The sequence below is a fragment of the Streptosporangium sp. NPDC053982 genome, assembly GCF_055585205.1.
In genome coordinates this window covers 178,749-202,030 of record NZ_JBVJKQ010000002.1, presented here as the reverse complement: position 1 = coordinate 202,030, position 23,282 = coordinate 178,749, and the positions used below count along the sequence as shown (strand labels likewise).

Below are 23,282 nucleotides of genomic sequence, written 5' to 3'. Positions count from 1 at the left end.
TCGCGGCCGGTCCCGGGGAGCCGCCGCCGGTGTGATCCACCCCGGGCGGCCCGCCGTACGGCGGGGGAACCGGTCCCGCCGGTCGCGGGGCGGCGGGCGGGACCGGTCACTCCGCGGGGGGCGTCAGCCCGTTCTCCCGGGCCCACGCGAGCAGGGCCTCGGTGGCGGCCTCCCTGCCCACCACGCCCGACTCCAGCCGCATCTCCAGGAGGAACCTGTACGCGCGGCCGACGACCGGGCCCGGGGGGACGCCGAGGACGGACTGGATCTCGTTGCCGTCGAGCTCCGGGCGGATCTTGCCGAGCTCCTCCTCCTCGGCCAGCCGGGCGATGCGCTCCTCCAACTGGTCGTAGGTCCGCGACAGGGCCTGGGCCTTGCGGCGGTTGCGGGTGGTGCAGTCGGCGCGGGTCAGCTTGTGCAGGCGGTCGAGCAGGTGCCCGGCGTCGCGGACGTAGCGGCGCACGGCCGAGTCGGTCCACTCGCCGGTGCCGTAACCGTGGAAGCGCAGGTGCAGCTCCACCAGGCGGGACACGTCGGCCACCACGTCCTTGGGGAACTTCAGCTCGGTCATCCGCCGCTTGGCGAGCTGGGCGCCCACCACCTCGTGGTGGTGGAAGGAGACCCGGCCGCCCGGCTCGTGGCGGCGGGTCTTGGGCTTGCCCACGTCGTGCAGCAGCGCGGCCCAGCGCAGGATCCGGTCGGGACCGTCCTCCTCCAGGTCGATCGCCTGCTCCAGCACGATCAGCGTGTGATCGTAGACGTCCTTGTGCCGATGGTGCTCGTCGATCTCCAGGCGGAGCCGGGGCAGCTCGGGCAGGACGTGCTCGGCGAGCCCCGTGTCGACCAGGATCGCCAGGCCGCGGCGGGGGTCGTCGCCGCAGATCAGCTTGTTGAGCTCCTCGCGGATCCGCTCGGCGGAGACGATGTCGATGCGCCCGGCCATCTCGCGCATCGCGGCGAGCGCCGCGTCGTCCACGGTGAAGCCGAGCTGGCTGGCGAACCGGGCGGCCCGCAGCATCCGCAGCGGGTCGTCGTCGAAGGACCGCTCGGGCGGCCCCGGGGTGCGCAGCACCCGGGCGTGCAGGTCGTCCAGGCCGCCGTACGGATCGACGAACTCCCGGGAGGGCAGCCGCAGCGCCATCGCGTTGATCGCGAAGTCCCGGCGGGCGAGATCACCCTCCAGCGTGTCGCCGTAGGACACCTCGGGCTTGCGGGAGGCGGGGTCGTAGGACTCGCTGCGATAGGTCGTGATCTCCAGCAGCCAGCCGTTCTTGCGCACGCCCACGGTGCCGAAGTCGATGCCGACCGTCCAGACGGAGTCGGCCCAGTCGCGCACCAGCGCCAGGACCGTCTCCGGGCGCGCGTCCGTGGTGAAGTCGAGGTCGTTGCCGATCCTGTCCAGGAAGACGTCGCGGACGGAGCCGCCCACGAGGGCGATCTGGTGTCCCTCGGCCGCGAAGAGCTCGCCGAGTTCGTCGGCCACGGGGGCGATCTTCCGGAACAACGCGGTCACGCCGCTCCGCTGGCTCTCGGTCAGATTTGAAAGGGACAAGCCGGGTAGGTCCTTCGGTTACGGAACATGTTCCCTGCGGGGATACACCTGAAGCGATCACCAGGTTACGGTCGGTAAGAGACCGTCGGGGGCCGTGCGTCGAGACAGTCGAGGCAAGGAGCACACACATGAAGGACGCCCTCGCGATCCACCGCTGGCTCCTCGCACACCAGGTCCACCATGAGATCGTACGCCTTCCCCGGGCGATGACGTCCGTCCGGGAACTTCCGGACCTGCTGTCGGTGAGCCCGGAGACCTGCGTGGAGGTCACCGTCTTCGAGGTCACGACCCGCATCGGCCGCGAGCCGGTGGCGGTCGTCTCCGCCGTGGGCACCCCGCCGGCCTCCGGCGTCGTCGGCGGCATCGTGGGGGCCCGCCGGGTCCGCCCGGCGACGGATTTCACTGTGAACTCCGTCACCGACTACGCCGCCGGGCTGGTGTGCCCGCTGCTGCTCCCGGAGACCCTTCCCGTCCTGGTGGACGAGCGGTTGTCCGGGACCGAGCGGGTCGTCCACACTCCCACCGGAGAGCGCCGTACGGCCCTGCGGATCAGGGCCGATCACCTGCTCGCCCTTGTCCCAGGGAAGACCATCGGCCTGGTCCAGTCCCGGTCACGGAGAGAGCCCGCGACCTTCCCGCTCGCCGGATAGGCCATAGCATTACGGGCGTGCGCCGTACTCCGACCCAGGCCCGCACGTGATCCGCAAGGCCGCGTTGCTCGCCATGATGACCACCACGATGCTCTCCTCCGCCGTCGTGGTCCTTCCTGGTACGGCGGACGCCCGGACGACCGCGGAGGCCCGCCCCGGAACGGCGAACGCCCGGACGGCCATGGCGGAGGCCCGCGAGGCAGGGGTGGGCGCCCGTCCGGCGGCCGCCCGCCAGGGACGCCAGGAGCCGCAGCTCGTGGTGGAGTCGATCACCCCCGACGTGCCGCGCGACCCGACGGCGGAGATCAGGATCTCCGGTTTCTTCGCCAACACCGGCGAGGCCCGCAACGGCCTGCGGATCCGGCTGCGTCACTCGTCGCAGCCGTTCACCCGCCGTGCCGACCTCGCGACCTACCTCGGGGGCGAGGGCGCGCAGCCCTACTCCTACCACGACCGGTACCTGGAGCCCACGGTCGCCCCCTCGGCCAAGGCGCCCTGGGAGTTCACGGTCACCCCGCAGCAGCTCGGCATCAACCGGTTCGGGGTCTACCCGATCCTGCTGGAGGTGCTGGACGGCTTCGGCCAGCAGGTCGCCGTCCAGCGCACCGTGCTGACCTACCTCCCCAAGGACGTCACGGTCCCCCGCACGAAGATCGCCATGGTCCTGCCGGTCATCGACCAGCCGCGCCGGGCCGACGACGCCACCTTCGTCGACGACACCCTGGCCAAGTACATGGCGTCCGGGCAGCGGCTGGGCGACCTGCTGAAGATCGCCCAGGACAACACCTCCGCCAAGGGGCTCACCTGGGTGGTCGACCCCGCCCTGCTCGACGACGCCCAGGCGATGGCGAGGACGCACACGGTCAAGACCAAGGACACGGTCGTGAAGCGGCCGGCCAGCGCCGAGGCCGGCCGGTGGCTGCGCGACCTCCGCGCCGCCCTCGCCAGGCCGCCCGTGATCGCCACCCCCTACGCCGACCCCGACGTGACGGCCCTGACCCACAACGGCGTGGACGACGCGACGCGCAGCGGCATCGAGGCGGCGGCCCGCATCGGCCGGGAGACCCTCGGCCGCGACGTCATCGACTACGTCAACTGGCCGGTCAACGGCGTGGTCGACTACGACGGGCTGGACGCGCTGGCCGACGCCGGCGTCGACACCGTGCTGCTCGACCAGCGCAACCTGCCGCCCGCGGCCGACCAGCCCTCCACCGTGCCGCCCGAGGTCCCGGCCACCACCGGCGGCACGACCCCCGACGCCTTCGCCCGTCTGGAGAGCGTGGACGGCCCGGTCACCGCGCTGGTCGCCGACCCGGCGCTGAGCGACGTCCTCGGCGCCGACACCTCGGCCCCCGGGGCCGCGGCGCTGAGCCGGCAGCGGTTCGTCGCCGAGACCGCGATGATCGGCGCCGAGCAGGCCGCCCCCGACACCACCGCCACCGGGACGGCCGGGGCCCCGAAGACCGCCGCGAAGACCGTCATCGCGGTCCCGCCGCGCCGCTGGCACCCGGACCCCGGCTACGTCACCGGGCTCGTCAAGGCGACCGCCACGCTGCCCTGGCTCTCCCCGGTCACGCTCGACGCGCTCAAGCGGCCCAAGTCGCCGGCCACGCCGCGGGCCGGCCTCACCTACACCGAGCAGGACCGGCGGGCCGAGCTCGGCAAGCCGTACATGTCGAGCGTCAAGCGGGTGAACTCCCGCGCCGACCTGACGACCGGCGTCACCACCGCGCAGGACCTCGACATCTTCGAGCCGGCGCTGCTGCGGCTGGCCTCCTCCGCCTGGCGCGGCCGGACCGAGGACGCCACCCCCTACGTCAGGCAGGTCGCCGCCGCCGTCGACGGGCGGATCGCCAAGGTCTCCATCAGCGGCAGCGACCAGCCGCAGTTCCGCACCCTGGCGGGCTCCGACGGCAACGTGCCGATCAGCGTCCGCAACGACCTGACGGGGCTGGGCAGCGAGATCGCGGTGCAGCTGCGGGTGACGTCCGACAAGCCGAAGCTGCTGGAGATCGACCCGTACGAGAGCGAGGACTCCCCCATCGTCATCGCGGGGGGCCAGAACCGCACGATCCGGGTCCCGATGCGGGCGACCGCCATCGGCGGCCAGACGACCGTGACGGTCCAGCTCGTCACCAGGGACGGCCACAAGTACGGCAAGCCCGCGAAGCTGACCGTGCGGACCACCGGCTACACCGGCATCGCGCTGTTCATCGTCGGCGCGGCCCTGGCGGTGATGCTGGCGGCCGTGGTCATGCGCGTGCTGCGGCGCCGCGGAGCCCGCCGCGGCGCGGCGTCCCGGGCGTCCCAGGCGGCCCCGACGGCTCCGCCACGGCCGGCCGGCGCCCCCGCGGGCACCGAGTCCTGAAAGGCCGGGTCCCCCAGTGGAAGGAAGCCCATGAGCAGGGTCCTGCGCGCGAGCGCGATCATGGCGGCGGGCACGATGGTCTCCCGCGTCACCGGGTTCGTCCGCTCGGCGGTGCTGGTGGCCGCGCTGGGCAGCGCGCAGATGGGCGACGCCTACACCGTCGCCAACATGATCCCGTTCATCCTGTTCGACTACCTCCTCGGCGGGGTGCTGAGCAGCGTCGTGGTGCCGTCGATCGTGCGGCGCCAGAAGACCGACCCGGACGGCGGCCGGGCCTACGAGCAGCGGCTGATGACCGCGGGCGTGCTCGGACTGCTGGTGCTGACCGTCATCGCGGTGCTGCTCGCCCGGCCGCTGATCGGCCTCTACACCCACGACTGGGGTCCCGAGCGGGTCGAGGTGACGGTCACGCTGGCCCGCTACCTCCTGCCGCAGGTCGCCTTCGTCGGCGTCGGGGCGCTCGCCGGGGCGATCCTCAACACCCGGGACCGGTTCGCCGCCCCGATGTGGGCCCCGGTGCTGAACAACATCGTGATGATCGCCGTCCTGGCCCTGTACTACGTGAAGGCGGGGCGGGCGGGCGCGGACGTCACCGCGGTGAGCGGCTCCGACCTCACCGTCCTGGGCCTCGGCACCACCCTCGGGATCGTGGCCCAGTGCCTGGTGCTGATGGTCTCGCTGCACCGGGCGGGCTTCCGCCTCACGCCCCGGTTCGACCTGCGTCAGGCCGGGCTGGGCGAGATGGCCAAGGCCGGCTCCTGGACCTTCCTGTACGTGACCATCACCCAGCTCGGCTTCCTGGTCACGACCAACATCGCCTCGGCGGCCGGTGACCGGGCGCCGGGCGCGGGCAACACCGCCTACTCCCAGGCGTTCCAGCTCTTCCAGCTCCCCTACGGGATCATCGCGGTCTCGGTGATCACCGCGATGCTGCCCCGGATGAGCCGGTCGGTCGCCGAGGGCGACCTGACCTCGGTCCGCGACGAGTTCGCCTCGGGCGTTCGGCTGGTGGCGTCGCTGCTCGTGCCCGCCGGGGTGCTGCTGATGGTGCTGGGCCCGGCCGTGACCGTGCTGATCTACTCCTGGGGCAACAACGACCCCGCCAACGCCCTGTACATCGGCAGCGTGCTGCAGGTCTTCGGGCTGGCGCTGGTGCCGTTCTCGCTCTTCCAGCTCCTGCTGCGCGTGTTCTACGCCTTCGGCGACACGAGGACCCCGGTCCTCATCGGGGCGGGCAACACGGCGGTGAGCATCGCGCTCAGCTTCCTCGCCGCCGCCGTCCTGCCCCCCGAGTACGTCGTCATGGGCCTGGCGTTCGCACTCACCGTCTCCTACGTCGTGGGCACCGCGGTGGCCTGGCGGATGGCCGCCCGCCGCGCGGGCGGGCTGAACGGGCGCGTGGTGGCCGCCGGGCTGTCCCGGATGTACCTCGCGGCCCTGCCGGCCGCGGCGCTCGCGCTCGGCGTGCTGTGGATCACCCGGGGACTCGCCGACCTGACCCCCTTCAACGCGGCCATCATGCTCGCCGCGGGCGGAGGTCTCGGTATGGTGCTCTATCTGGCCTTCGCGCACCGGATGCGCATCCCGGAGGTCGGCTCGATCGTTGGAATGGTGGCAGGACGGGTAGGCCGGTAACCCCAAGACTTGTCCCAAGCGTCTGACAAGCGGAAGACGGGCGGAACCGGCGCGGGACTACCATGGTGCGACGCGTGTGACGACATGCGGCTAATGGAAGCAGGAGGGCGTGGGCGGATCCACCCGGCATATTGTGATGTGTCTTGACGTGTCGGCCGTCGAGGTTGACGGTGTCGCGTCTCCAGTAGCGGAGACCTCATGAGCTCCGCCGCCGTCGAGCCGGGCACGAAGCTGGCCGACCGTTTCCGGCTCGAGGACCGGGTCCACGAGTCAGGCGGGGCCACCCTGTGGAAGGCGATCGACGAGGTGCTCGCCCGCCCCGTCGCGGTCCACACCTTCGACCCCGACTTCCCACGTCTCAACGAGGTCGTCACCGCCGCCCGCGCGGCGAGCCGGCTGACCGACCCGCGCCTGACCCAGGTGTTCGACGCCACCGAGGACGACGGGCGCTCCTACGTCGTCAGCGAGTGGGTGAGCGGCGAGACCTTCGGCGACATGGTCGCCTCCGGGTCGCTGGAGGCCGAGCGGGCCGCCGCGCTGGTCGCCGAGGCCGCCGAGGCGCTGGCCCACTCGCACGAGGCGGACATCGCGCACCTGTGCCTGACCCCCGACCACCTGGTGTGGACCTCCGGCAACACGGTCAAGCTGCTCGGCGTGGGGATCGACGCCGCCCTGGCGGAGGTCGCCAGCGACGACCCGGCCCGCGCCGACGCCGAGGGCCTCGGCCGCCTGCTGTACGCCGGACTGACCGGTCACTGGCCGGGCGAGGAGCAGGAGGGCGGGCTGCCGGCCGCCCCCGTGGATGACGGCCACTACTGCACGCCGCGGCAGGTCACCGCCGGGGTCCCGGGCTATCTCGACACCATCACCTGCCGGGCGCTGCTGCCGGCGAGCCGCAAGGGGCTCACCCCGCTGACCACGCCGGCGGAGTTCGCCGAGGCGCTCAGCTCGGTGCCGAGGCCCACGCCCATGCCCATGCCGCTGCCCTCGACGGCCCTGCCGCCGGTGACGGCCTCGCGCTCCGAGGCGCCTCCCGCCACGACGCAGGCGTCGGCCGGGCCCGGCGCTCCCGTCACCCGGCCGCCGTACCAGCAGTCGTACCAGCAGCCCTACCAGCAGCCGCGTCCGGCGGGCGGCGGGACGGTCAACAAGGTCGCCATGACCCTCGTCGTGCTGCTGGTGATGGTGGCCGTCGGGCTGGTCGCCTGGACGCTGGGCCGCAGCATCGGCGCCTCCGGGCCGCCCACGGCCGCCCCGACCGCCACGCCCACGCCCACGCCGGCCACGGCCACCCGCGAGGTCAAGGTCCAGAACGCCGACGGCTTCGACCCGCAGGGCGACGACAACGGCTACGAGCGTGACGAGCTGGCGCCGGGCGCGATCGACGGCAAGCCCTCCACCGACTGGCACTCGGCGTCCTACGACTCGGCCGACTTCGGCAACCTGAAGAAGGGAACCGGGCTGCTGCTCGACCTCGGTGAGAGCGTGCCGGTCAAGCAGGTCACGGTCGACTTCGGGGCGGGCTCCGGCGGCACGGCCGAGCTGCGGGTCGGCCCGTCCGCCGACCTCGACTCCCTGAAGCCGGTCCACAAGTTCACCGACCTCGGGGGCAAGAAGACCTTCAGCGCCGACTCCCCGCAGAAGGGCCGCTACGTGTGCGTCTGGTTCACCAGGATGCCGACCTTCCAGGGGAAGTACCGAGGAACGATCATAGATGTGAAGATCCTCGCCACCAAGTGAGAGCTGTACGGATTCAGACGCTTTTACCCTGCTTCTTGCCGATCATCAGAGATTTCGTGGCACCATCTATCCCGTAGTGGTGATTCTCCCCGGACCGGCAGCAGGACTTTCCTTGTGAACCTCCCACCAGAGACCCCGCCAGCGGCGGAGCAGATGGCGCGGCCAGCCGTGTCCGACGCCGATCTGCTGACCCGGCACATCGCCGGGGATCCGCACGCTTTCAGTGAAATAGTCAAGCGTCACCGAGACCGCATGTGGGCGGTCGCCCTGCGCACGCTGGGTGACCCCGACGAGGCGGCCGACGCCGTACAGGACGCGTTCGTCTCCGCCTACCGCAAGGCCGACAGCTTCCGCGGCGAGGCGGCCGTCACCACGTGGCTGCACCGCATCGTGGTGAACGCGTGCCTGGACCGCATGCGCAGGAAGTCCGTCCGCCCGGTCGCCGACGACGAGCTCGTCGAGGCCGCGGAGCGCGACACCCCCGTGCAGGACCAGACGGCCGAGCGCGAGGTCTCCATGGAGGTCTCGTCCGCGCTCCGGCTGCTGCCCGCCGACCAGCGCGCCGCGTTGGTGCTCGTGGACATGATGGGCTACTCCGTCGAGGACGCGGCCCAGGTCCTCGGGGTGCCGAGCGGCACCGTGAAGAGCAGATGCGCCCGCGGCCGGGCGAAACTGGCCCCGATTCTTTCTCACCTACGGAACCGATCAGACCTCACTCGCGTCTCATCCGCGAAGGGAGCAGAACTTCGTGACGGGTGACACGCACTACGACCTGGAGACCCTGGCCGAATTGGCCGAGGGTCTTCTCGACGCCGCCACGGCTCTGCAGGTACGCGAGCATCTCGCGATCTGCGATCCCTGTGGCGAAAGCCTCGCCGACCTCGCAGCGGTCCGTGAGGTGCTTGCCGCGACGCCCACCCCGGCCATGCCGATGGGTGTCGCCCTCAGGATCGACCGTGCGCTGGCCGCTGAGGCCGAGAGCTTCCGTGGAGGTGGAGTAGGCCTGGTGGAGGCACCGGCCTGGGACGACATAATGCGCGACGCGCCGTGGGAGACGACGTCCTCCCCCGAGCCGGTGACGCGCCTCGGGATCGTCGGCGACGACGGCACCGTGGTCCCTGTCACGCGGCCGGGAACAGGTGGGGAAGGCGACGCCCCCGCCGTGCGGCCGGAGGTCGCCGGCGACGACCGCGACCGTGGTTTCGACGGTTTCGACGGCGAGCCCGCCGTGCCGGCCGCCCGCCTCGGAGTCGTCGGCGACGACGGCACCGTGGTCCCGGCGCCGGTCAGGCGGCGCCGTGGTTCCGGAGCCGCGCGGCGCCGGTGGGCCCTTCCCGCGGTGGCGGGCATGGCGGCCGCGGCGGTGATCGGCGCGACCGTGGTGTCGAGCAACATGTTCGCCGCCTCCGGACCGGGTCAGAACGACCCGATCGCCCTTTCTCCGTCGGCCAGCGAGCCCGCCTACCAGCTGACCGACAGCAACTGGAACTACACCGAGCAGGAGCTCAGCGGCTCGCTGCTGGAGTACATCGGTCCGGCGCAGATCGTGGACGCCGCCCAGGCGACCGACGCGTCCAAGATCGACCAGTGTGTGCAGCAGGTCTCCAAGAAGATCGGGAGATTTCCGTTCGCGGTGGACCAGGGCTTCTACAACGGGCAGGAGGCCAACATCATGGTCTTCTGGCAGAACAAGGCGAAGAACACCGTGCGCGTCCACGTCGTGGGCCCGCAGTGCGAGAACGTGCGCAAGCCGGCCTTCGCCCGGTGGAAGTAGGTCCGCGGGGACGACGATCCGCGAGGACATCGGGGCCCGGCACGGAGTCATCCGTGCCGGGCCCCGCCCGTCTTCGCGCAGGTGGACGCGCCGTTTCGGGTGAGGGAATCACCGGCGCCTAGTATCTGTTGACGCCACTGGCAACGACGACGGGAAAGGTCACCGCAGTGATGGACGTCCGGAATGTGATCATCATCGGCTCGGGTCCCGCCGGTTACACGTCGGCCGTGTACTCGGCACGCGCCGATCTGAAGCCCCTCGTCTTCGAGGGCTCGGTCACGGCCGGTGGCGCGCTGATGAACACCACCGAGGTGGAGAACTTCCCCGGCTTCCCCGACGGCATCATGGGGCCGGACCTGATGGACAACCTCCGCAAGCAGGCGGAGAGGTTCGGCGCCGAGCTGATCGCCGACGACGTGGTCGAGGTCGACCTGCAGGCCGACCCCAAGGTCGTCAGGACCGCCACCGACACGTACCACGCCAGGACCGTCATCCTGGCCACCGGCTCCGGCTACCGTGAGCTGGGCGTGCCCAACGAGAAGCGCCTGTCCGGCCACGGCGTCTCCTGGTGCGCCACCTGTGACGGCTTCTTCTTCCGCGACCAGGACATCGTGGTCGTCGGCGGCGGCGACACCGCCATGGAGGAGGCGACCTTCCTGACCCGGTTCGCCAGGTCGGTGACCGTCGTGCACCGCCGCGCCGAGCTGCGCGCCAGCAAGATCATGCAGGACCGGGCGTTCGCCAACGACAAGATCCGCTTCGTCTGGGACAGCGAGGTGGTCGACGTCCTCGGCGACACCAAGGTCTCCGGGCTCCGGCTGCGCAACGTCAAGACGGGTGAGGAGAGCGAGCTGGCGGCCACCGGCCTGTTCATCGCGATCGGGCACGACCCGCGCACCGAGCTCCTCAAGGGCCAGGTCGAGCTCGACGAGGAGGGGTACATCAAGGTCGACGCCCCCTCGACCCGCACGAACGTCGACGGGGTGTTCGCCGCCGGTGACGTCGTCGACCACACCTACCGGCAGGCGATCACCGCCGCCGGCACCGGCTGCGCCGCCGCGCTCGACGCCGAGCGCTGGCTGGCCGACCACGAGAGCTGACCCGACCGACACACCCGGACACACCGATACACGAAGAGGGAGCAAGACCTTGGGCGCCATCAAGAGCGTGACCGACGCCAGCTTCGACGCCGACGTCCTGAAGAACGACAAGCCCGTCATCGTCGACTTCTGGGCCGAGTGGTGCGGCCCGTGCCGCCAGGTCGCCCCGATCCTGGAGGAGATCGCCGGCGAGCAGGCCGACAAGCTGACCGTCGTCAAGCTGAACGTCGACGAGAACCCGGCGACCGCCGGCAAGTACGGTGTACTCCAGATTCCGACCCTGAACGTCTACAAGGGTGGAGAGGTCGTGAAGCAGATCATCGGCGCCAAGCCGAAGGCCATGCTGCTCCGCGAGCTCGAGGGCATCATCTAGGACCGCCCGCACGGTCCCGCTCCGGCGGGGCCGGACGGACGGGCCGGAGAAGGCCCCCTGCGGCACGGCGCACCCCACGGCGTGCGGGCCGTACCACCGCTTCCGAGCGGCACACCCACCCGCGAAAGCCCCCTGCCACCCACGGCGGGGGGCTTCCGCATGCGTGGCGGACGGCCGCGACGGCGTGCCGTGGAGTCGCGCCGGTCGCGCCCACCAGGCTGGGCCGTCGAGCGCCGGGCTGGGCTGTCGAGCGCCGGGCGTCCCGCCGCGTACGGCCGCGCGGGACGGAAGGCGACTGAGGCCGCCTCAGACCGGCCGCAGCGCCCTCTCCGGGCTCATGGAACCCAGCAGCCGCTCCAGGGCCACCTCGACGTCCTCACGCCACGACACGGCGGTCTTCAGCTCCAGGCGGAGCCGGGGGAAGCGCAGGTGCGGCCGGACGGTCTTGAAACCCACCGAGAGCAGGTAGTCGGCGGGCATCACGCACGCCCCCGGCTGCTCCCACTTCAGGTCGCCGAACGCCTCGATCGCCCGCACCCCGCGCCGGGTCAGGTCCTTGGCGACGCCCTGGACCAGCATCCGGCCCAGACCGCCCCCGGAGAACTCCGGGATGATGTGCGCGGTCATCAGCAGCACGGCGTCGGCGCTGACCGGCGAGGTCGGGAAGGCGACCGAACGGGGCACGTGGTGCGGGGGCGCATAGAGCACGAACCCGGCGGGCACGCCGTCCACGTAGACGATCTTCCCGCAGCTCCCCCACTCCAGGAGGGTGGAGGAGATCCACGCCTCCTTCTCCAGCGCCGGGTCCCCCGCCTCGACGGCGCGGTTGCCGCTCATGGGATCCAGCTCCCAGAACACGCACCGGCGGCACCGGTGCGGCAGGTCGTCGAGATTGTCGAGAGTGACGTTGGCCAGCCGACGCGACACCTGTTGGCCCCAATCCTGGCGAGACGAGTGCGAGCCATGACGAAAACCCCGCGAAAACGGCGTCCCCAGCTGGCATCGTAGCCCAGTGGGGGTCCGCGTTTCAGACTGTCGTATCCCCCCACGCAGACGACATCATTCACTGACGTACGCTGGTTTCTCTGGCATGAGCACTCGCGTGCTCCACATGAGCTAGGAGGTGGACCGTGCCCCACGATTCTGATCACGGTCGGACCGTCGCGCCCCAGGGTTCGCGGATCGACGCCTACGTCGACCGGTACGCCGCACGGGCAACCGGGATGGTCGCCTCCGAGATCCGGGCACTCTTCGCCGTCGCGTCGCGGCCCGAGGTGGTCTCGCTGGCCGGCGGCATGCCGTACGTCACCGCGCTGCCCCTCGACGTGGTGGGGGAGCTCGTCGCCGACCTCGTCTCCCGCCGCGGCCCGGTCGCGCTGCAGTACGGCTCCGGCCAGGGCGACCCGCACCTGCGTGAGCAGATCTGCGACGTCATGCGCCTTGAGGGCATCGAGGCGGGCGCCGACGACGTCGTGGTGACCGTCGGCTCCCAGCAGGCCCTCGACCTGATCACCCGCATCTTCATCGACCCGGGCGACGTCGTGCTGGCCGAGGGGCCGTCCTACGTCGGCGCGCTCGGCACCTTCTCCGCGTACCAGGCCAAGGTCGTCCACGTCGCCATGGACGACGAGGGGATCGTCCCCGAGTCGCTCGCCCAGACCATCTACGCGCTGCGGACGGCGGGCGCGCCGATCAAGTTCCTCTACACGATCCCCACCTTCCAGAACCCGGCCGGGGTGACCCTCAACGCGGTCCGCCGGCAGCAGGTCCTGGAGATCTGCCAGCGCGCCGGCATCCTGATCGTCGAGGACAACCCGTACGGCCTGCTCGGCTTCGACGGCGAGCCCATGCGGACGCTGCGCGCCGACAACGCCGACGGCGTGGTCTACCTCGGCTCCTTCTCCAAGACGCTGGCCCCGGGTTTCCGGGTCGGCTGGGCGCTCGCCCCGCACGCCATCCGCGACAAGCTGGTGCTGGCGATGGAGTCGGCGGTGCTCTCGCACTCCACCTTCACCCAGCTCGCGGTCGGCGAGTACCTCTCCGTGCAGCCGTGGCGCGAGCAGATCAAGACCTTCCGGGAGCTGTACCGCGAGCGCCGCGACGCCATGCTCGCCTCGCTGGACGCCCTGATGCCGGCCGGCATGACATGGACCCGTCCCCAGGGAGGGTTCTTCGTCTGGGCCACGCTTCCCGAAGGCCTCGATTCCAAGGCCCTGCTGCCGCGCGCGGTCGCCGAGCGGGTGGCCTTCGTCCCCGGCACCGGCTTCTACACCGACGGCGGCGGCGCCAGGAACATGCGCCTGTCCTTCTGTTACCCCGAGCCGGACCGCATCCGCGAGGGCGTCCGCCGCCTGGCCGGGGTGATCGAGCAGGAGCTCCAGTTGCGTGACACGTTCGGTCCGGGCGCCGCGCCGGACCACGTCGGGGTGGACACCCCCGGCCCCGACATCGCCTAGATTCTGCTTTGTGGATCTTCGCTCGGGCGGACACGGCCGGCGGGGTGATCCGCGTAGCAGGACCCGAACCGCTTCTCACCGTCCCGCGGAGTCCTCGCCCAGCCCGTCCCCCCGCGGGCCGGGCGAGCACGGACCGGCGCGGTGCCGTACGGTGACTTCCGCCGCCGTCGCACGGCGGACGGCCCGGCCGTGACGGGAGCGGACCCGGGACGCGGCAGGGGTGGGAAAAAGAGAGGTGTTTCGGGTGAGTGATCTGGGCCACGTCCTCGTGCTGTCGGGCGGGCTGTCCTACGAGCGTGAGGTGTCCCTGCGCTCCGGCCGCCGGGTGAGCGAGGTGCTGCGCGCGGCGGGGGTCCCGGTGGAGATCCGCGACACCGACGCCTCCCTCGTGCCCACCGTCCTCGCCGACCCGCCCGACGCGGCCTTCGTCACGCTGCACGGCGGGTCCGGTGAGGACGGCGCCATCCGCTCGGTTCTGGAGCTCCTCTCCGTCCCGTACGTGGGCGCCGGACCCGATGCCTGCCGGGTGGCCTACGACAAGCCCACCGCCAAGGCGGTCGTGCGTTCCGTCGGCCTCCGCACCCCCGAGTCGGTGACCCTGCCGAAGGAGACCTTCCACGACCTCGGCGCGTCCAAGGTGCTGTCCCGGATCGTCGAGCGGCTGGGCCTGCCGCTGTTCGTCAAGCCGTCCCAGGGCGGTTCGGCGCTCGGCGCGTCGGTCGTCCGCACGGCGGAGGAGCTGCCCTCCGCGATGGTCGGCTGCTTCGCCTACGGCGACACCGCGCTGATCGAGCAGTTCGTCGAGGGCGTCGAGGTGGCGGTCTCCGTGCTCGACCTCGGGGAGGGTCCGATGGCCCTGCCGCCCGTGGAGATCGTCCCGGACGGAGGGGTGTACGACTACGCGGCCCGTTACACCGCGGGCCACACCGAGTTCTTCGCGCCCGCCCGGCTGTCCCCCGAGGTCGCCGCGGCCTGCGCCGAGATGGCGGTGACCGCGCACACCGCCCTGGGACTGCGGGACATCTCCCGTACGGACCTCATCGTCGACCCTTCCGGTCTGCCGCACTTCCTGGAGGTCAACGTCGCCCCAGGCATGACCGAGACGTCCCTCCTACCGATGGCCGTCGAGGCGGCCGGAGACGACCTCGGCACCGTATGCCGGGTGCTGCTGGAGCAGGCCGCCGCCCGCGGCACGGCCTGACCCTCCCGCGACGCACCTGGCCTCACCCGACCCGCCGGGCCGGCGTGCGGGCGCGAGGCCGGACTCATCCGGCCTCGCGCCCGCACTGACGCCGCGCCACCTTACGAGCGGTGCGGCGCCGTCGCCCCGGGCCACCCGCGCCGAGTTCCGTTCCGTGGACTCCCGCCTCGGGGAAGACCCACGAAGCAGGTTCTAGGGTGGTCCCCGTGCTGACTTCCACCCCCTTCCCGAAGAGCTTCGCCAGCGACAACCACGCGGGCGTCCACCCGGCGGTCATGGCCGCCGTCACCGAGGCGAACACCGGAGACGCCCCCGCGTACGGCGGGGACCGCTGGACCCGGGAGATGGAGGACGCCTTCCGCGCCGAGTTCGGCGACCGGGCGACCGTCTACCCCGTGTTCAACGGCACCGGAGCCAACGTCGTCGGCCTGAGTCTCCTCCTGCGGCCCTACGACGCGGTGCTCTGTCCCGTCAGCGCGCACATCAACACCAGCGAGTGCGGCGCTCCCGAACGCCTTCTCGGCACGAAGCTGGTCCCCCTTGCCACAGAGGACGGCAAGATCTCGGCGGAGGACGTCCGGGGACAGCTCTCGGCGCTGGGCAGAATCCAGCATTCACAGCCCCGCGTCGTATCCATCTCCCAGGCGACCGAGTGCGGCACCTGCTACACCGCCGACGAGGTCGCCGAGCTCGCGGAGTTCGCCCACTCCCGCGGTCTCCTCCTGCACATGGACGGGGCGCGGCTGGCCAACGCCGCGGCCGGGCTCGGCTGCTCGCTGCGCGCCCTCACAACGGACGCGGGGGTGGACGTCCTCAGCTTCGGCGGCACCAAGAACGGCGCCATGGGAGCCGAGGCGATCGTCATCCTCAACCCCGAGCTCGACGCCTCCGCGTTGTTCCTCCGCAAGCAGGCGATGCAGCTCGCTTCCAAGATGCGTTTCGTCTCCGTCCAGCTGGCCACGCTCCTCGCCGGTGAGCTCTGGCGCGAGAACGCCGCCCAGGCCAACGCGATGGCCCGCCGGCTGGCGGAGGGCGTCACCGGGCTTCCCGGGGTCTCGCTCCGCTACCCCGTCCAGTCCAACTCCGTCTTCCCGGCACTTCCGGAGAAGGCGATCACCGAACTCCAGCAGCGGCATCCCTTCCACGTCTGGAACGCCGAGGAGCACGTGGTCCGGTGGGTCACCTCGTTCGACACCACGGCTGAGCACATCGACGCCTTCCTCGCCGACATCCGGCTCACCGTACGGGCGGCTGCCGACGCCTGACCGGCTACGGGTCCCGGGCCACGGGTCCCGGGCCACGTCGACCGCGATCCGTGAACAGTCGCGGTGCGCGCCAACCGCGGCCCGTGACGGTCGCGGTTCGCGTCGCCCGCAACCCGCGACGGTCGCGGCCCGTGGCAGTCGCGACCCGCGACGCTCGCGACCCGGGGCGGCCGCTGCCCGCGACGCCCGTGGCCCCGCGACGGTCGCTGCCCGCGGTGGTCGCCGCCCGCACCGACTTTTCCGGGCCGCAAGGCCGACCGGCTGGCCCCGACGGTACGGGTCGGCCGGCTCTCTCGATCGTACGGCCGGCCACCGCCGTCCGGCCGTACGATCACCGATACAGCCGAATGAACGTCAGGCCGCGTGGGCGGTGATGTTTCACGTGAAACACCGCCCACGAGCTGACCTCACGGAGCAATCCACGGCTTTCTCCGGAGAGCCGGTCACCGGGGTGGAGCGCCTATGGACGGCCACTGTTTCACGTGAAACATCGCCACCAACGGCTCCCGGAAAAACGACTACGGCCGTATCCGTCCCCCTGGACGGTGGTTGATCTGCACGTGAGGAAGGGTGAGCAGCCTCCGTGGATCGTCTCAGACGGCTTGGGGGAACGGATCGAGCCGCTGTGCCGAAGGCGGAGCGACGGCAGCGCCACCCCGGTCGCACGCGGCTGGATGACGCAAAGCCCCGTGGCATCCTGTTCGTGCTCCACACCGCGATCCCGTGGGAGTTCCTGCCCCGGGAACCCGGCTTGGGCTCGGGAATGACCTGCCGGCGGCGGCTGCGCGGCTGGCATCACGCCGACATGTGGGAATGACTGCGCCGGTTCCTGCTGGCCGCGTTGCACTCCGCCGACAGGCTCGACTGGTCCAGGGCGGCTGATCATTCTGTTGGGAGTCGCAGCAAAGCATTACTGGGAGGAGTTGCCGGTGAGCGCCGAGCGGGTCGCGTGCAATGACGCCAGGAGTTGCAGCCGGTCCGCGTCAGCGCTGCCCGGCTCGGCGGTGAAGACCAGCATGACCGGGCCGGGGTTGCCGGGCAGCGGATAGGTGTCCCAGTCCAGGACGATGTCACCGACCTCGGGAGCCCGGAAGGTCTTGGTGCCGCTGACCGACGCGCGTACGTCGTGCCGGGCCCACAGCCGCTGGAACTCGACGCTGCGGATGCTCAGCTCACCGACGATCGCGGTGGCGCGCGGATGGGTGGGGTCTGTGGCGACGGCGGCGCGCATCATGCCGATGTAGTCCAGGGCCTGCCGCTCCCAGTCCGGGCACCTCCGCTCGCCGGTCAGCGTGTCGTCGAACATCAGCAGGAGCATGTTGAGCCGGTGGGGCGGGTAAGCGTCCGGGGCACCGAGCAGCGCCTCCGCCATCGGGTTCCAGGCGAGCAGGTCGAGGTGCCGGCCGAGCACGACCGCCGGGGTGTCCATCACCCGCAGCAGCCGCCGTGTGCTGTCCGGCACTCTTTCCGGGCCCCGGTCCACCCGGGTGGATACCGGCCGGCGGGCGGCACGGGCCAGGGCGAACAGATGTCGGCGTTCCTCGCCGTCGAGGCCGAGCGCCCCGGCGAGCGCGTCCAGGACATCGTCGGACGGGCGCACTTCCCGGCCCTGCTCCATCCGCTGGTAGTAGTCGGTGCTCAGCCCGGCCAGCAGGGCCAGCTCCTCGCGCCGCAGCCCGGTGACCTTTCGCCGGCCGCCCGGCTCCAGGCCGACGTCGTGTGGATGCAGCCTGCCGCGCCGGGCTCGCAGGAAATCTCCGAGTTCACGAGCGTACGGATTGGTCATGCCGTAAGTGTGCTGCCTCACTGGGCCGTCCATGGTAGGTCCCGCAGACCTAGGCAGCCGGGAACGATCGAACCGGCCCGCGTTGCTCCTAGTGTCGTCGGTCTACCGTACCGATGCCCGCAGGAGCAGCAGATGACCGGATGGACCGCCGACCACGTCCCCGACCAGCACGGCCGGATCGCGGTCGTGACCGGCGCGAACTCGGGCCTCGGTCTGATCACCGCGACCGAGCTGGCCCGCCACGGCGCCCATGTCGTGCTCGCCGTCCGCAACACCGCCGCCGGAGAGGAGACCGCCCGCCGGATCGGCGGCGACGTCGAGGTGCGCGAGCTGGACCTGGCCTCCCTCGATTCGGTACGCGCGTTCGCCGCGAAGCTGGCCGCCGACCACTCGGTGATCGACCTGCTGGTCAACAACGCCGGCGTGGTGTTGCTCGGCCCGCTCCGCACCTCCGCCGACGGTTTCGAGCTACAGCTCGGCACCAACATGCTGGGCCACTTCGCGCTGACCGGCCTGCTGCTCGACAGGCTGGCGGCGGCGAGGCGATCCCGGGTGGTCAGTCTCAGCTCGATCACCCACAAGAACGCGCACCTCGACTTCGACGACCTGATGTTCGAACGTGACTACCGGGCCGCTCCCGCCTACGGCCGATCCAAGCTCGCCACCACGATCTTCGGCGTGGAGCTGGACCGCCGCCTGCGCGCCGCCGGATTGCCGATCGTCAGCACGCTGGCTCACCCCGGTCTCACCCGTACCAACCTGACTCCACGTGCCTGGGAGCACCGTGGCCGGTTCGGGCAGATGATCGCGCGGCTCGGCCTGCTGGTCACCCAATCGGTGGAGCAGGGCGCGCTGCCGCAGTTGCGCGCCGCGACCGAGCCCGGTGTGCGGGGCGGTCAGTTCTTCGGGCCGTCCAGACTCTGGGAGACACGGGGGCCGGTCACCGAGGCTCGGCTCAGCCGGGAGGCGGCCGATCCGGCCGTCGGCAAGCGGCTCTGGGCGGCGGCCGAGGAACTGACCGGCGTCAGCTACCTGTGAACCCTGTCGGCAAGCGAGCCCGGGCGGAGCCCGCAGGGGTGGCTGATGTTTCACGTGAAACGTCAGCCACCCCTGTACGACCCCGGAGGTCGCCCTCACCGAGATCGGACGAGTGGTCACCGAGATCACATCCGCGGTCGTGGAGGTGACAGCCCTCTCTGGATCCGACCGGATGGAACCACCAAGACAGGCCGGGTGGGCCGCCAAGACCGGCCGGGCCGTGGCCGGCCGGGCCGTAGCCGGGTGGACGCGGCCGACCCGACCGTGGCCGGGTGGCCGTGGCCCGGCCGGGGCCGAGGCAGGGTTCAGCGCCGAAACGGCGGCGATTCGATTCGGCACGGTGATGACGGCCAGGCTACGGCTGGACGACGGCCCGGCCGCGGCCGAGCAGCGAACGGTCCTCGCGGGGAGGTGCGGTTCGACCTGGAGCGAAGACCACGGCGGCCCGATGTTTCACGTGAAACACCGGGCCGCCGTCACAGCTGGACCGTCAGCTCTCGCTGTCCCCCATGGAGTCCGGGGCCATCGTCGCGATGATGCGCTCCAGATCGTCGATGGTGGCGAACTCCACCACGATGCGCCCTTTGCGGCGACCGAAGTCGACCTTCACCCGGGTCTCGAACCGGTCGGAGAGCCGGTCGGCGAGCTGGCGGAGAGCCGGCTCCTCGACGGGTTTCGCCCGAGGCGCCCGGGGAGCCGGGGCCGGAGCGGCCTTGGCGTCGCCGACGGCCACGATCTCCTCGACCTCCCGGACCGACAGCAGCTCCGCCACGATCCGGCTGGCGAGGTGCTCCTGGGCGGCCGGGTCGTCCAGTGTCAGCAGGGCACGGGCGTGCCCGGCGGTGATCGTGCCCGCCGCGACCTTCCGCTGGACGTTGGGTGGCAGCTTGAGCAGGCGCAGCGTGTTCGTCACGTGGGTACGGGAACGACCGATGCGGGTGGCGAGCTGCTCGTGGGTCGCGCCGAAGTCATCGAGGAGCTGCCGGTAGGCGGCGGCCTCCTCCAGAGGGTTGAGCTGCTCCCGCTGGAGGTTCTCGATGAGGGCGTCCAGGAGGAGCTTGTCCTCCTGGGTGTCGCGGACGATCGCGGGGACCTCCGAGAGCCCGGCGCGCTCGGAGGCGCGCCAGCGGCGTTCCCCCATGATGAGCTCGTAGGCGTCGTCGTCCACCGGCCGGACCACGATCGGCTGGAGCAGCCCGACCTCGCGGATCGAGATGGCCAGCTCGTCCAGCGCGTAATCATCGAAGATCTCGCGGGGCTGGCGCGGGTTCGGCCTGATCCTCCCGATCGGGATCTCCAGGAAATAGGCGCCCGCGACCGGCTGAAGGCCGGGCTGCCGCCCCTCCGGCGACTCGGGCTCCATGATGACCGTCGCTGCGGTCGCACCGGTGGTCACGACCGGCTCCTGGACCGGCGTCCGTACCTCCGTCATGGCCGGGCCGGTCGGGATGAGCGCTCCCAGTCCCTTGCCCAGTCCCCTCGGCGGCTTGCTCACTGCCTCTCCCGGCTCACGTCGGCGTCCCTGATGATCCTCGTAATGATGACAGCCACAGTCCCCTGGACGCTCACACCGCAGCGCCGCGGTAGGCGATTTCGCGTGCGGCGTCCATGTAGGCCATCGCGCCGCTGGAGCCCGGATCGTAGGTCATGACGGACTGGCCATAGCTGGGTGCCTCGGACACGCGGACGCTCCGCGGGATGACCGTGTTCAGCACGGTGCCGCTGAAATGCGACCGCACCTCCTCCGCCACCTGGGAGGCCAGGCGGGTCCGCCCGTCGTACATCGTCAGCAGGATGGTGGACAGGTCGAGCGTGGGATTGAGGTGGGCGCGGACCAGGTCCACGTTTCGCAGCAGCTGGCCGAGGCCCTCCAGCGCGTAGTACTCGCACTGGATCGGGATCAGCAGCTCGTTCGCGGCCATCAGGGCGTTGACCGTCAGCAGGCCGAGCGAAGGAGGGCAGTCGATGAGGACGTAGTCGAACTCCTGGGCCTTGTAGGCGTTCAGCGCCCGCTGGAGACGTGCCTCGCGGGCGACCATGGAGACGAGCTCGATCTCGGCGCCGGCCAGGTCTATCGTGGCGGGGGCGCAGTGGAGGCCCGGCATGTCCGGGACCTCCTTGACGACCTCCTCCAGCGGTACGTCCTCGACCAGGACCTTGTACATGTCCGGCACGTCACCGCGGTGGTCGACGGACAGTGCCGTGGAGGCGTTGCCCTGCGGGTCGAGGTCGACCACCAGGACCCGCTGACCGTGCATGGACAGCGCCGCCGCGAGGTTCACCGACGTGGTGGTCTTACCCACCCCGCCCTTCTGGTTGGCGACCGTGAAGACGCGGGTCTTCGGCGGACGCGGCCATACGGCGTCCCGGGGCACGCTGGAGTTTCCTGGAGCGGTCATGGTCGTCTGGGCCGATGTTTCACGTGAAACCACTGAACTGAGTGCCTCTCGTACCAGCGGCGAGTCGCCGGGGCTAAGGGGTGGCTGGGTCACCTGGGTCACGGTCGCCGCCCTTTCGATCGGCCGGGCCACGGCTTCGGAAGCCGGGACCGGCCAGCCCAGACCACCGGGGTGTCCCGCTGGCAGGGCGACGGAATTCTCGGGCCAGCCGAGACCGCGTGTCGCGCCCGAGATCGCATTTCCACGGTCATTCACTGGCTTCGTACTCGCTTTGCTCGGTCTTACCGGTGGCGCTGCCCGGCTGTCTACTGCTGCCGGGTCCGTTTCACCCGCGGAGTGCGGTCCTTCCCGCGGACCGCCTGGCGCGCTTTCCCGGGGGGCCGACCGGCGACCACCCGGATGAGAGTTGCCGGCGGCTCGACCTTACCCTGCCCGACGGACACAAGTTCGGCGGTTTGTACCCCACTGGCCCGCAACTGGGCTTCTGCGTCCGCCAGTTCCCCGGCCGCCCGCTCTCCCTTGAGCGCCAGGAGCTCACCGCCCTCGCGCAGCAGGGGGAGCGCCCATTTCAGCAACCGGTCGAGCGGCGCCACCGCCCGCGCGCAGGCCACGTCGAACTCCCGCCGGCCCGCGACCTCCTCCGCCCGGCCGCGCAGTACCTCGACGTTGCCGAGCCCCAGCGTGTCCACGCACTCCTGGAGGAACGTCGTCCGGCGCAGGAGCGGCTCCAGGAGCGTGACCTGGATGTCGGGCCGCACGATCGCCAGGACCAGGCCGGGAAGGCCGGCGCCCGAGCCGATGTCCACCAGACGCACACCGGCGGGGACGGCCTCGGCGACCACCGCGCAGTTGAGCAGATGACGGTCCCAGATCCGGGGCACCTCACGCGGGCCGAGCAGCCCGCGAACCACCCCTGGACCGGCCAGGAGCCCGGCGAACTCCTCCGCTCTCGACCAGGCGTCGCCGCTGAACACCTCGCGCGCGACCTCGGGCGCCTCGGGGATCTGCTCGCTCACTCGACGCTCACTCTTTCTCAGAAACTGTCATGGTCAGGGCGTTCCAAGGCTAACGGGCCGCTCTCGTCGACAGGCACCGAAGAGGGCCGGGGAAAAGGCCGTCGTGTCCGGGGGAGCGGTTCCCTGGCGAAAAGCCGTACCTGGAGAGGGCCGTTCATCGGGGCAGATCGTGACAGTCAGAGGAGGCGGTTCACCGGCGAAAGGCCATGCCCGGAGAGGGCACGGTTCGCCGGCGGGCAGGCCGTACCCGGAAGCCAGCCGGCGAAAGCCCTGGAGGAGGCCCTGGAGGAAGCCCTGGAGGTTCGTCGGGGAGAACCGTGCCCGGACGGCGTGGGAGGGGGACGGTCCGGTGACGAAAAAGGCCGCCGCCCCTGGACGGACCAGGGGCGGCGGCCGGTGCTCGCGTCCGCCGCGGGGAGTCAGGCGGGCAGGACCACCACGAAGCGCCGGGGTTCCTCGCCCTCGGACTCACTTCGCAGGCCCGCCGCCGCGACCGCGTCGTGGACGATCTTGCGCTCGAACGGGGTCATCGGCTGGAGCGCCTTGGGCTCGCCGCTGTCCCTGACGTCCGCGGCGACCTTCGTGCCGAGGTCACGCAGTTCCGCCCGGCGGTGGTCGCGGTAACCGGCGATGTCGAGCATCAGCCGGGACCGCTGGCCGGTCTGGCGGTGGACCGCGAGCCGGGTCAGCTCCTGGATCGCCTCCAGTATCTCGCCGTTGGCGCCGACGAGGTCACCGCCCTTGACGTCCACCACCGACACGACGGCGCGGTCGCCCTCGACGTCCATGTCGATGTCACCGTCGATGTCGGCGATGTCGAGCAGACCCTCGATGTAGTCCGCCGCGACCTCGCCTTCCTGCTCCAGCGCGGCGAGGTCCGGAGCCGTCTTGACGGTCTCCTTCTCGGCCTCGGTCACTCCGCCACTCCT

The 23,282-nt window shown here is 71.2% G+C and carries 19 protein-coding genes and 1 pseudogene; 13 read left to right on the top strand and 7 right to left on the bottom strand.

The window, feature by feature from the left end; all coding sequences use genetic code 11:
* Window positions 1–106: 106 nt before the first annotated feature.
* A complete protein-coding gene (locus ACZ6W9_RS03725) occupies window positions 107–1,552 on the bottom strand; it encodes a CCA tRNA nucleotidyltransferase (protein ID WP_389961515.1) in 1,446 nt (481 codons plus the stop codon).
* Window positions 1,553–1,680: 128 nt separating this feature from the next.
* On the opposite strand from ACZ6W9_RS03725, the gene ACZ6W9_RS03720 reads away from it, so the two are divergent.
* The 8 genes from ACZ6W9_RS03720 to trxA all read left to right on the top strand — a co-directional run bounded on the left by ACZ6W9_RS03720 (window position 1,681) and on the right by trxA (window position 11,192).
* On the top strand, window positions 1,681–2,202 hold the full coding sequence (locus ACZ6W9_RS03720; RefSeq protein ID WP_362932490.1) for an aminoacyl-tRNA deacylase: 522 nt from the start codon (window positions 1,681–1,683) through the stop codon (window positions 2,200–2,202).
* Between the two features lie 46 nt (window positions 2,203–2,248).
* The gene (locus ACZ6W9_RS03715) at window positions 2,249–4,570 is read left to right on the top strand and encodes a hypothetical protein (protein ID WP_389961517.1); all 2,322 of its coding nucleotides are present in this window, start codon (window positions 2,249–2,251) and stop codon (window positions 4,568–4,570) included.
* A 30-nt stretch (window positions 4,571–4,600) separates the two neighbouring features.
* Complete coding sequence (gene murJ / locus ACZ6W9_RS03710) at window positions 4,601–6,205, top strand: murein biosynthesis integral membrane protein MurJ (protein WP_389961519.1); 1,605 nt, start codon at window positions 4,601–4,603, stop codon at window positions 6,203–6,205.
* 198 nt (window positions 6,206–6,403) lie between these two features.
* Complete coding sequence (locus ACZ6W9_RS03705) at window positions 6,404–7,945, top strand: protein kinase family protein (protein WP_389961521.1); 1,542 nt, start codon at window positions 6,404–6,406, stop codon at window positions 7,943–7,945.
* Between the two features lie 153 nt (window positions 7,946–8,098).
* Window positions 8,099–8,704 carry an RNA polymerase sigma factor SigM gene (gene sigM, locus ACZ6W9_RS03700; RefSeq protein WP_179821653.1) on the top strand — a complete coding sequence of 202 codons (606 nt, stop codon included), beginning with the start codon at window positions 8,099–8,101 and terminating at the stop codon, window positions 8,702–8,704.
* On the top strand, window positions 8,694–9,719 hold the full coding sequence (locus ACZ6W9_RS03695; RefSeq protein WP_470116674.1) for an anti-sigma factor family protein: 1,026 nt from the start codon (window positions 8,694–8,696) through the stop codon (window positions 9,717–9,719). Before sigM ends, ACZ6W9_RS03695 begins: the two co-directional genes overlap by 11 nt.
* 167 nt (window positions 9,720–9,886) lie before the next feature.
* A complete protein-coding gene (gene trxB, locus ACZ6W9_RS03690) occupies window positions 9,887–10,819 on the top strand; it encodes a thioredoxin-disulfide reductase (protein ID WP_389961526.1) in 933 nt (310 codons plus the stop codon).
* Between the two features lie 49 nt (window positions 10,820–10,868).
* The gene (trxA, locus tag ACZ6W9_RS03685; protein WP_362932476.1) at window positions 10,869–11,192 is read left to right on the top strand and encodes a thioredoxin; all 324 of its coding nucleotides are present in this window, start codon (window positions 10,869–10,871) and stop codon (window positions 11,190–11,192) included.
* A 306-nt stretch (window positions 11,193–11,498) separates the two neighbouring features.
* Here the strand turns inward: trxA and ACZ6W9_RS03680 are convergent, their stop codons facing one another.
* Window positions 11,499–12,119 carry a GNAT family N-acetyltransferase gene (locus ACZ6W9_RS03680; RefSeq protein ID WP_389961529.1) on the bottom strand — a complete coding sequence of 207 codons (621 nt, stop codon included), beginning with the start codon at window positions 12,117–12,119 and terminating at the stop codon, window positions 11,499–11,501.
* 296 nt (window positions 12,120–12,415) lie between these two features.
* Here ACZ6W9_RS03680 and ACZ6W9_RS03675 point away from each other — a divergent pair, with 296 nt between their 5' ends.
* From ACZ6W9_RS03675 to ACZ6W9_RS03660, 4 genes and pseudogenes are all read left to right on the top strand, one after another.
* On the top strand, window positions 12,416–13,648 hold the full coding sequence (locus ACZ6W9_RS03675) for an aminotransferase-like domain-containing protein (protein WP_389961850.1): 1,233 nt from the start codon (window positions 12,416–12,418) through the stop codon (window positions 13,646–13,648).
* A gap of 244 nt (window positions 13,649–13,892) precedes the next feature.
* A complete protein-coding gene (locus ACZ6W9_RS03670; protein WP_389961531.1) occupies window positions 13,893–14,849 on the top strand; it encodes a D-alanine--D-alanine ligase family protein in 957 nt (318 codons plus the stop codon).
* Window positions 14,850–15,055: 206 nt separating this feature from the next.
* Window positions 15,056–16,114, top strand: coding sequence for a threonine aldolase family protein (locus tag ACZ6W9_RS03665; RefSeq protein ID WP_470116673.1), 1,059 nt, complete (start codon window positions 15,056–15,058; stop codon window positions 16,112–16,114).
* 625 nt (window positions 16,115–16,739) lie between these two features.
* Window positions 16,740–16,994 (top strand): annotated as a pseudogene (locus ACZ6W9_RS03660) (transposase); the annotation flags it as partial.
* Between the two features lie 30 nt (window positions 16,995–17,024).
* Here the strand turns inward: ACZ6W9_RS03660 and ACZ6W9_RS03655 are convergent.
* Window positions 17,025–17,900 (bottom strand): helix-turn-helix transcriptional regulator, encoded by an 876-nt coding sequence (locus ACZ6W9_RS03655; RefSeq protein WP_470116672.1) that lies wholly within the window; start codon window positions 17,898–17,900, stop codon window positions 17,025–17,027.
* Window positions 17,901–18,032: 132 nt separating this feature from the next.
* On the opposite strand from ACZ6W9_RS03655, the gene ACZ6W9_RS03650 reads away from it, so the two are divergent.
* On the top strand, window positions 18,033–18,938 hold the full coding sequence (locus ACZ6W9_RS03650) for an oxidoreductase (RefSeq protein WP_470116671.1): 906 nt from the start codon (window positions 18,033–18,035) through the stop codon (window positions 18,936–18,938).
* 490 nt (window positions 18,939–19,428) lie between these two features.
* Here ACZ6W9_RS03650 and ACZ6W9_RS03645 read toward each other — a convergent pair whose 3' ends face one another.
* The 4 genes from ACZ6W9_RS03645 to ACZ6W9_RS03630 form a co-directional block, all read right to left on the bottom strand.
* Window positions 19,429–20,433 (bottom strand): ParB/RepB/Spo0J family partition protein, encoded by a 1,005-nt coding sequence (locus tag ACZ6W9_RS03645; protein ID WP_362944768.1) that lies wholly within the window; start codon window positions 20,431–20,433, stop codon window positions 19,429–19,431.
* A 70-nt stretch (window positions 20,434–20,503) separates the two neighbouring features.
* On the bottom strand, window positions 20,504–21,337 hold the full coding sequence (locus ACZ6W9_RS03640; protein ID WP_389961542.1) for a ParA family protein: 834 nt from the start codon (window positions 21,335–21,337) through the stop codon (window positions 20,504–20,506).
* 305 nt (window positions 21,338–21,642) lie between these two features.
* On the bottom strand, window positions 21,643–22,353 hold the full coding sequence (gene rsmG, locus ACZ6W9_RS03635; RefSeq protein ID WP_362944772.1) for a 16S rRNA (guanine(527)-N(7))-methyltransferase RsmG: 711 nt from the start codon (window positions 22,351–22,353) through the stop codon (window positions 21,643–21,645).
* A 419-nt stretch (window positions 22,354–22,772) separates the two neighbouring features.
* On the bottom strand, window positions 22,773–23,270 hold the full coding sequence (locus ACZ6W9_RS03630) for a Jag family protein (protein WP_389961544.1): 498 nt from the start codon (window positions 23,268–23,270) through the stop codon (window positions 22,773–22,775).
* Window positions 23,271–23,282: the final 12 nt, after the last annotated feature.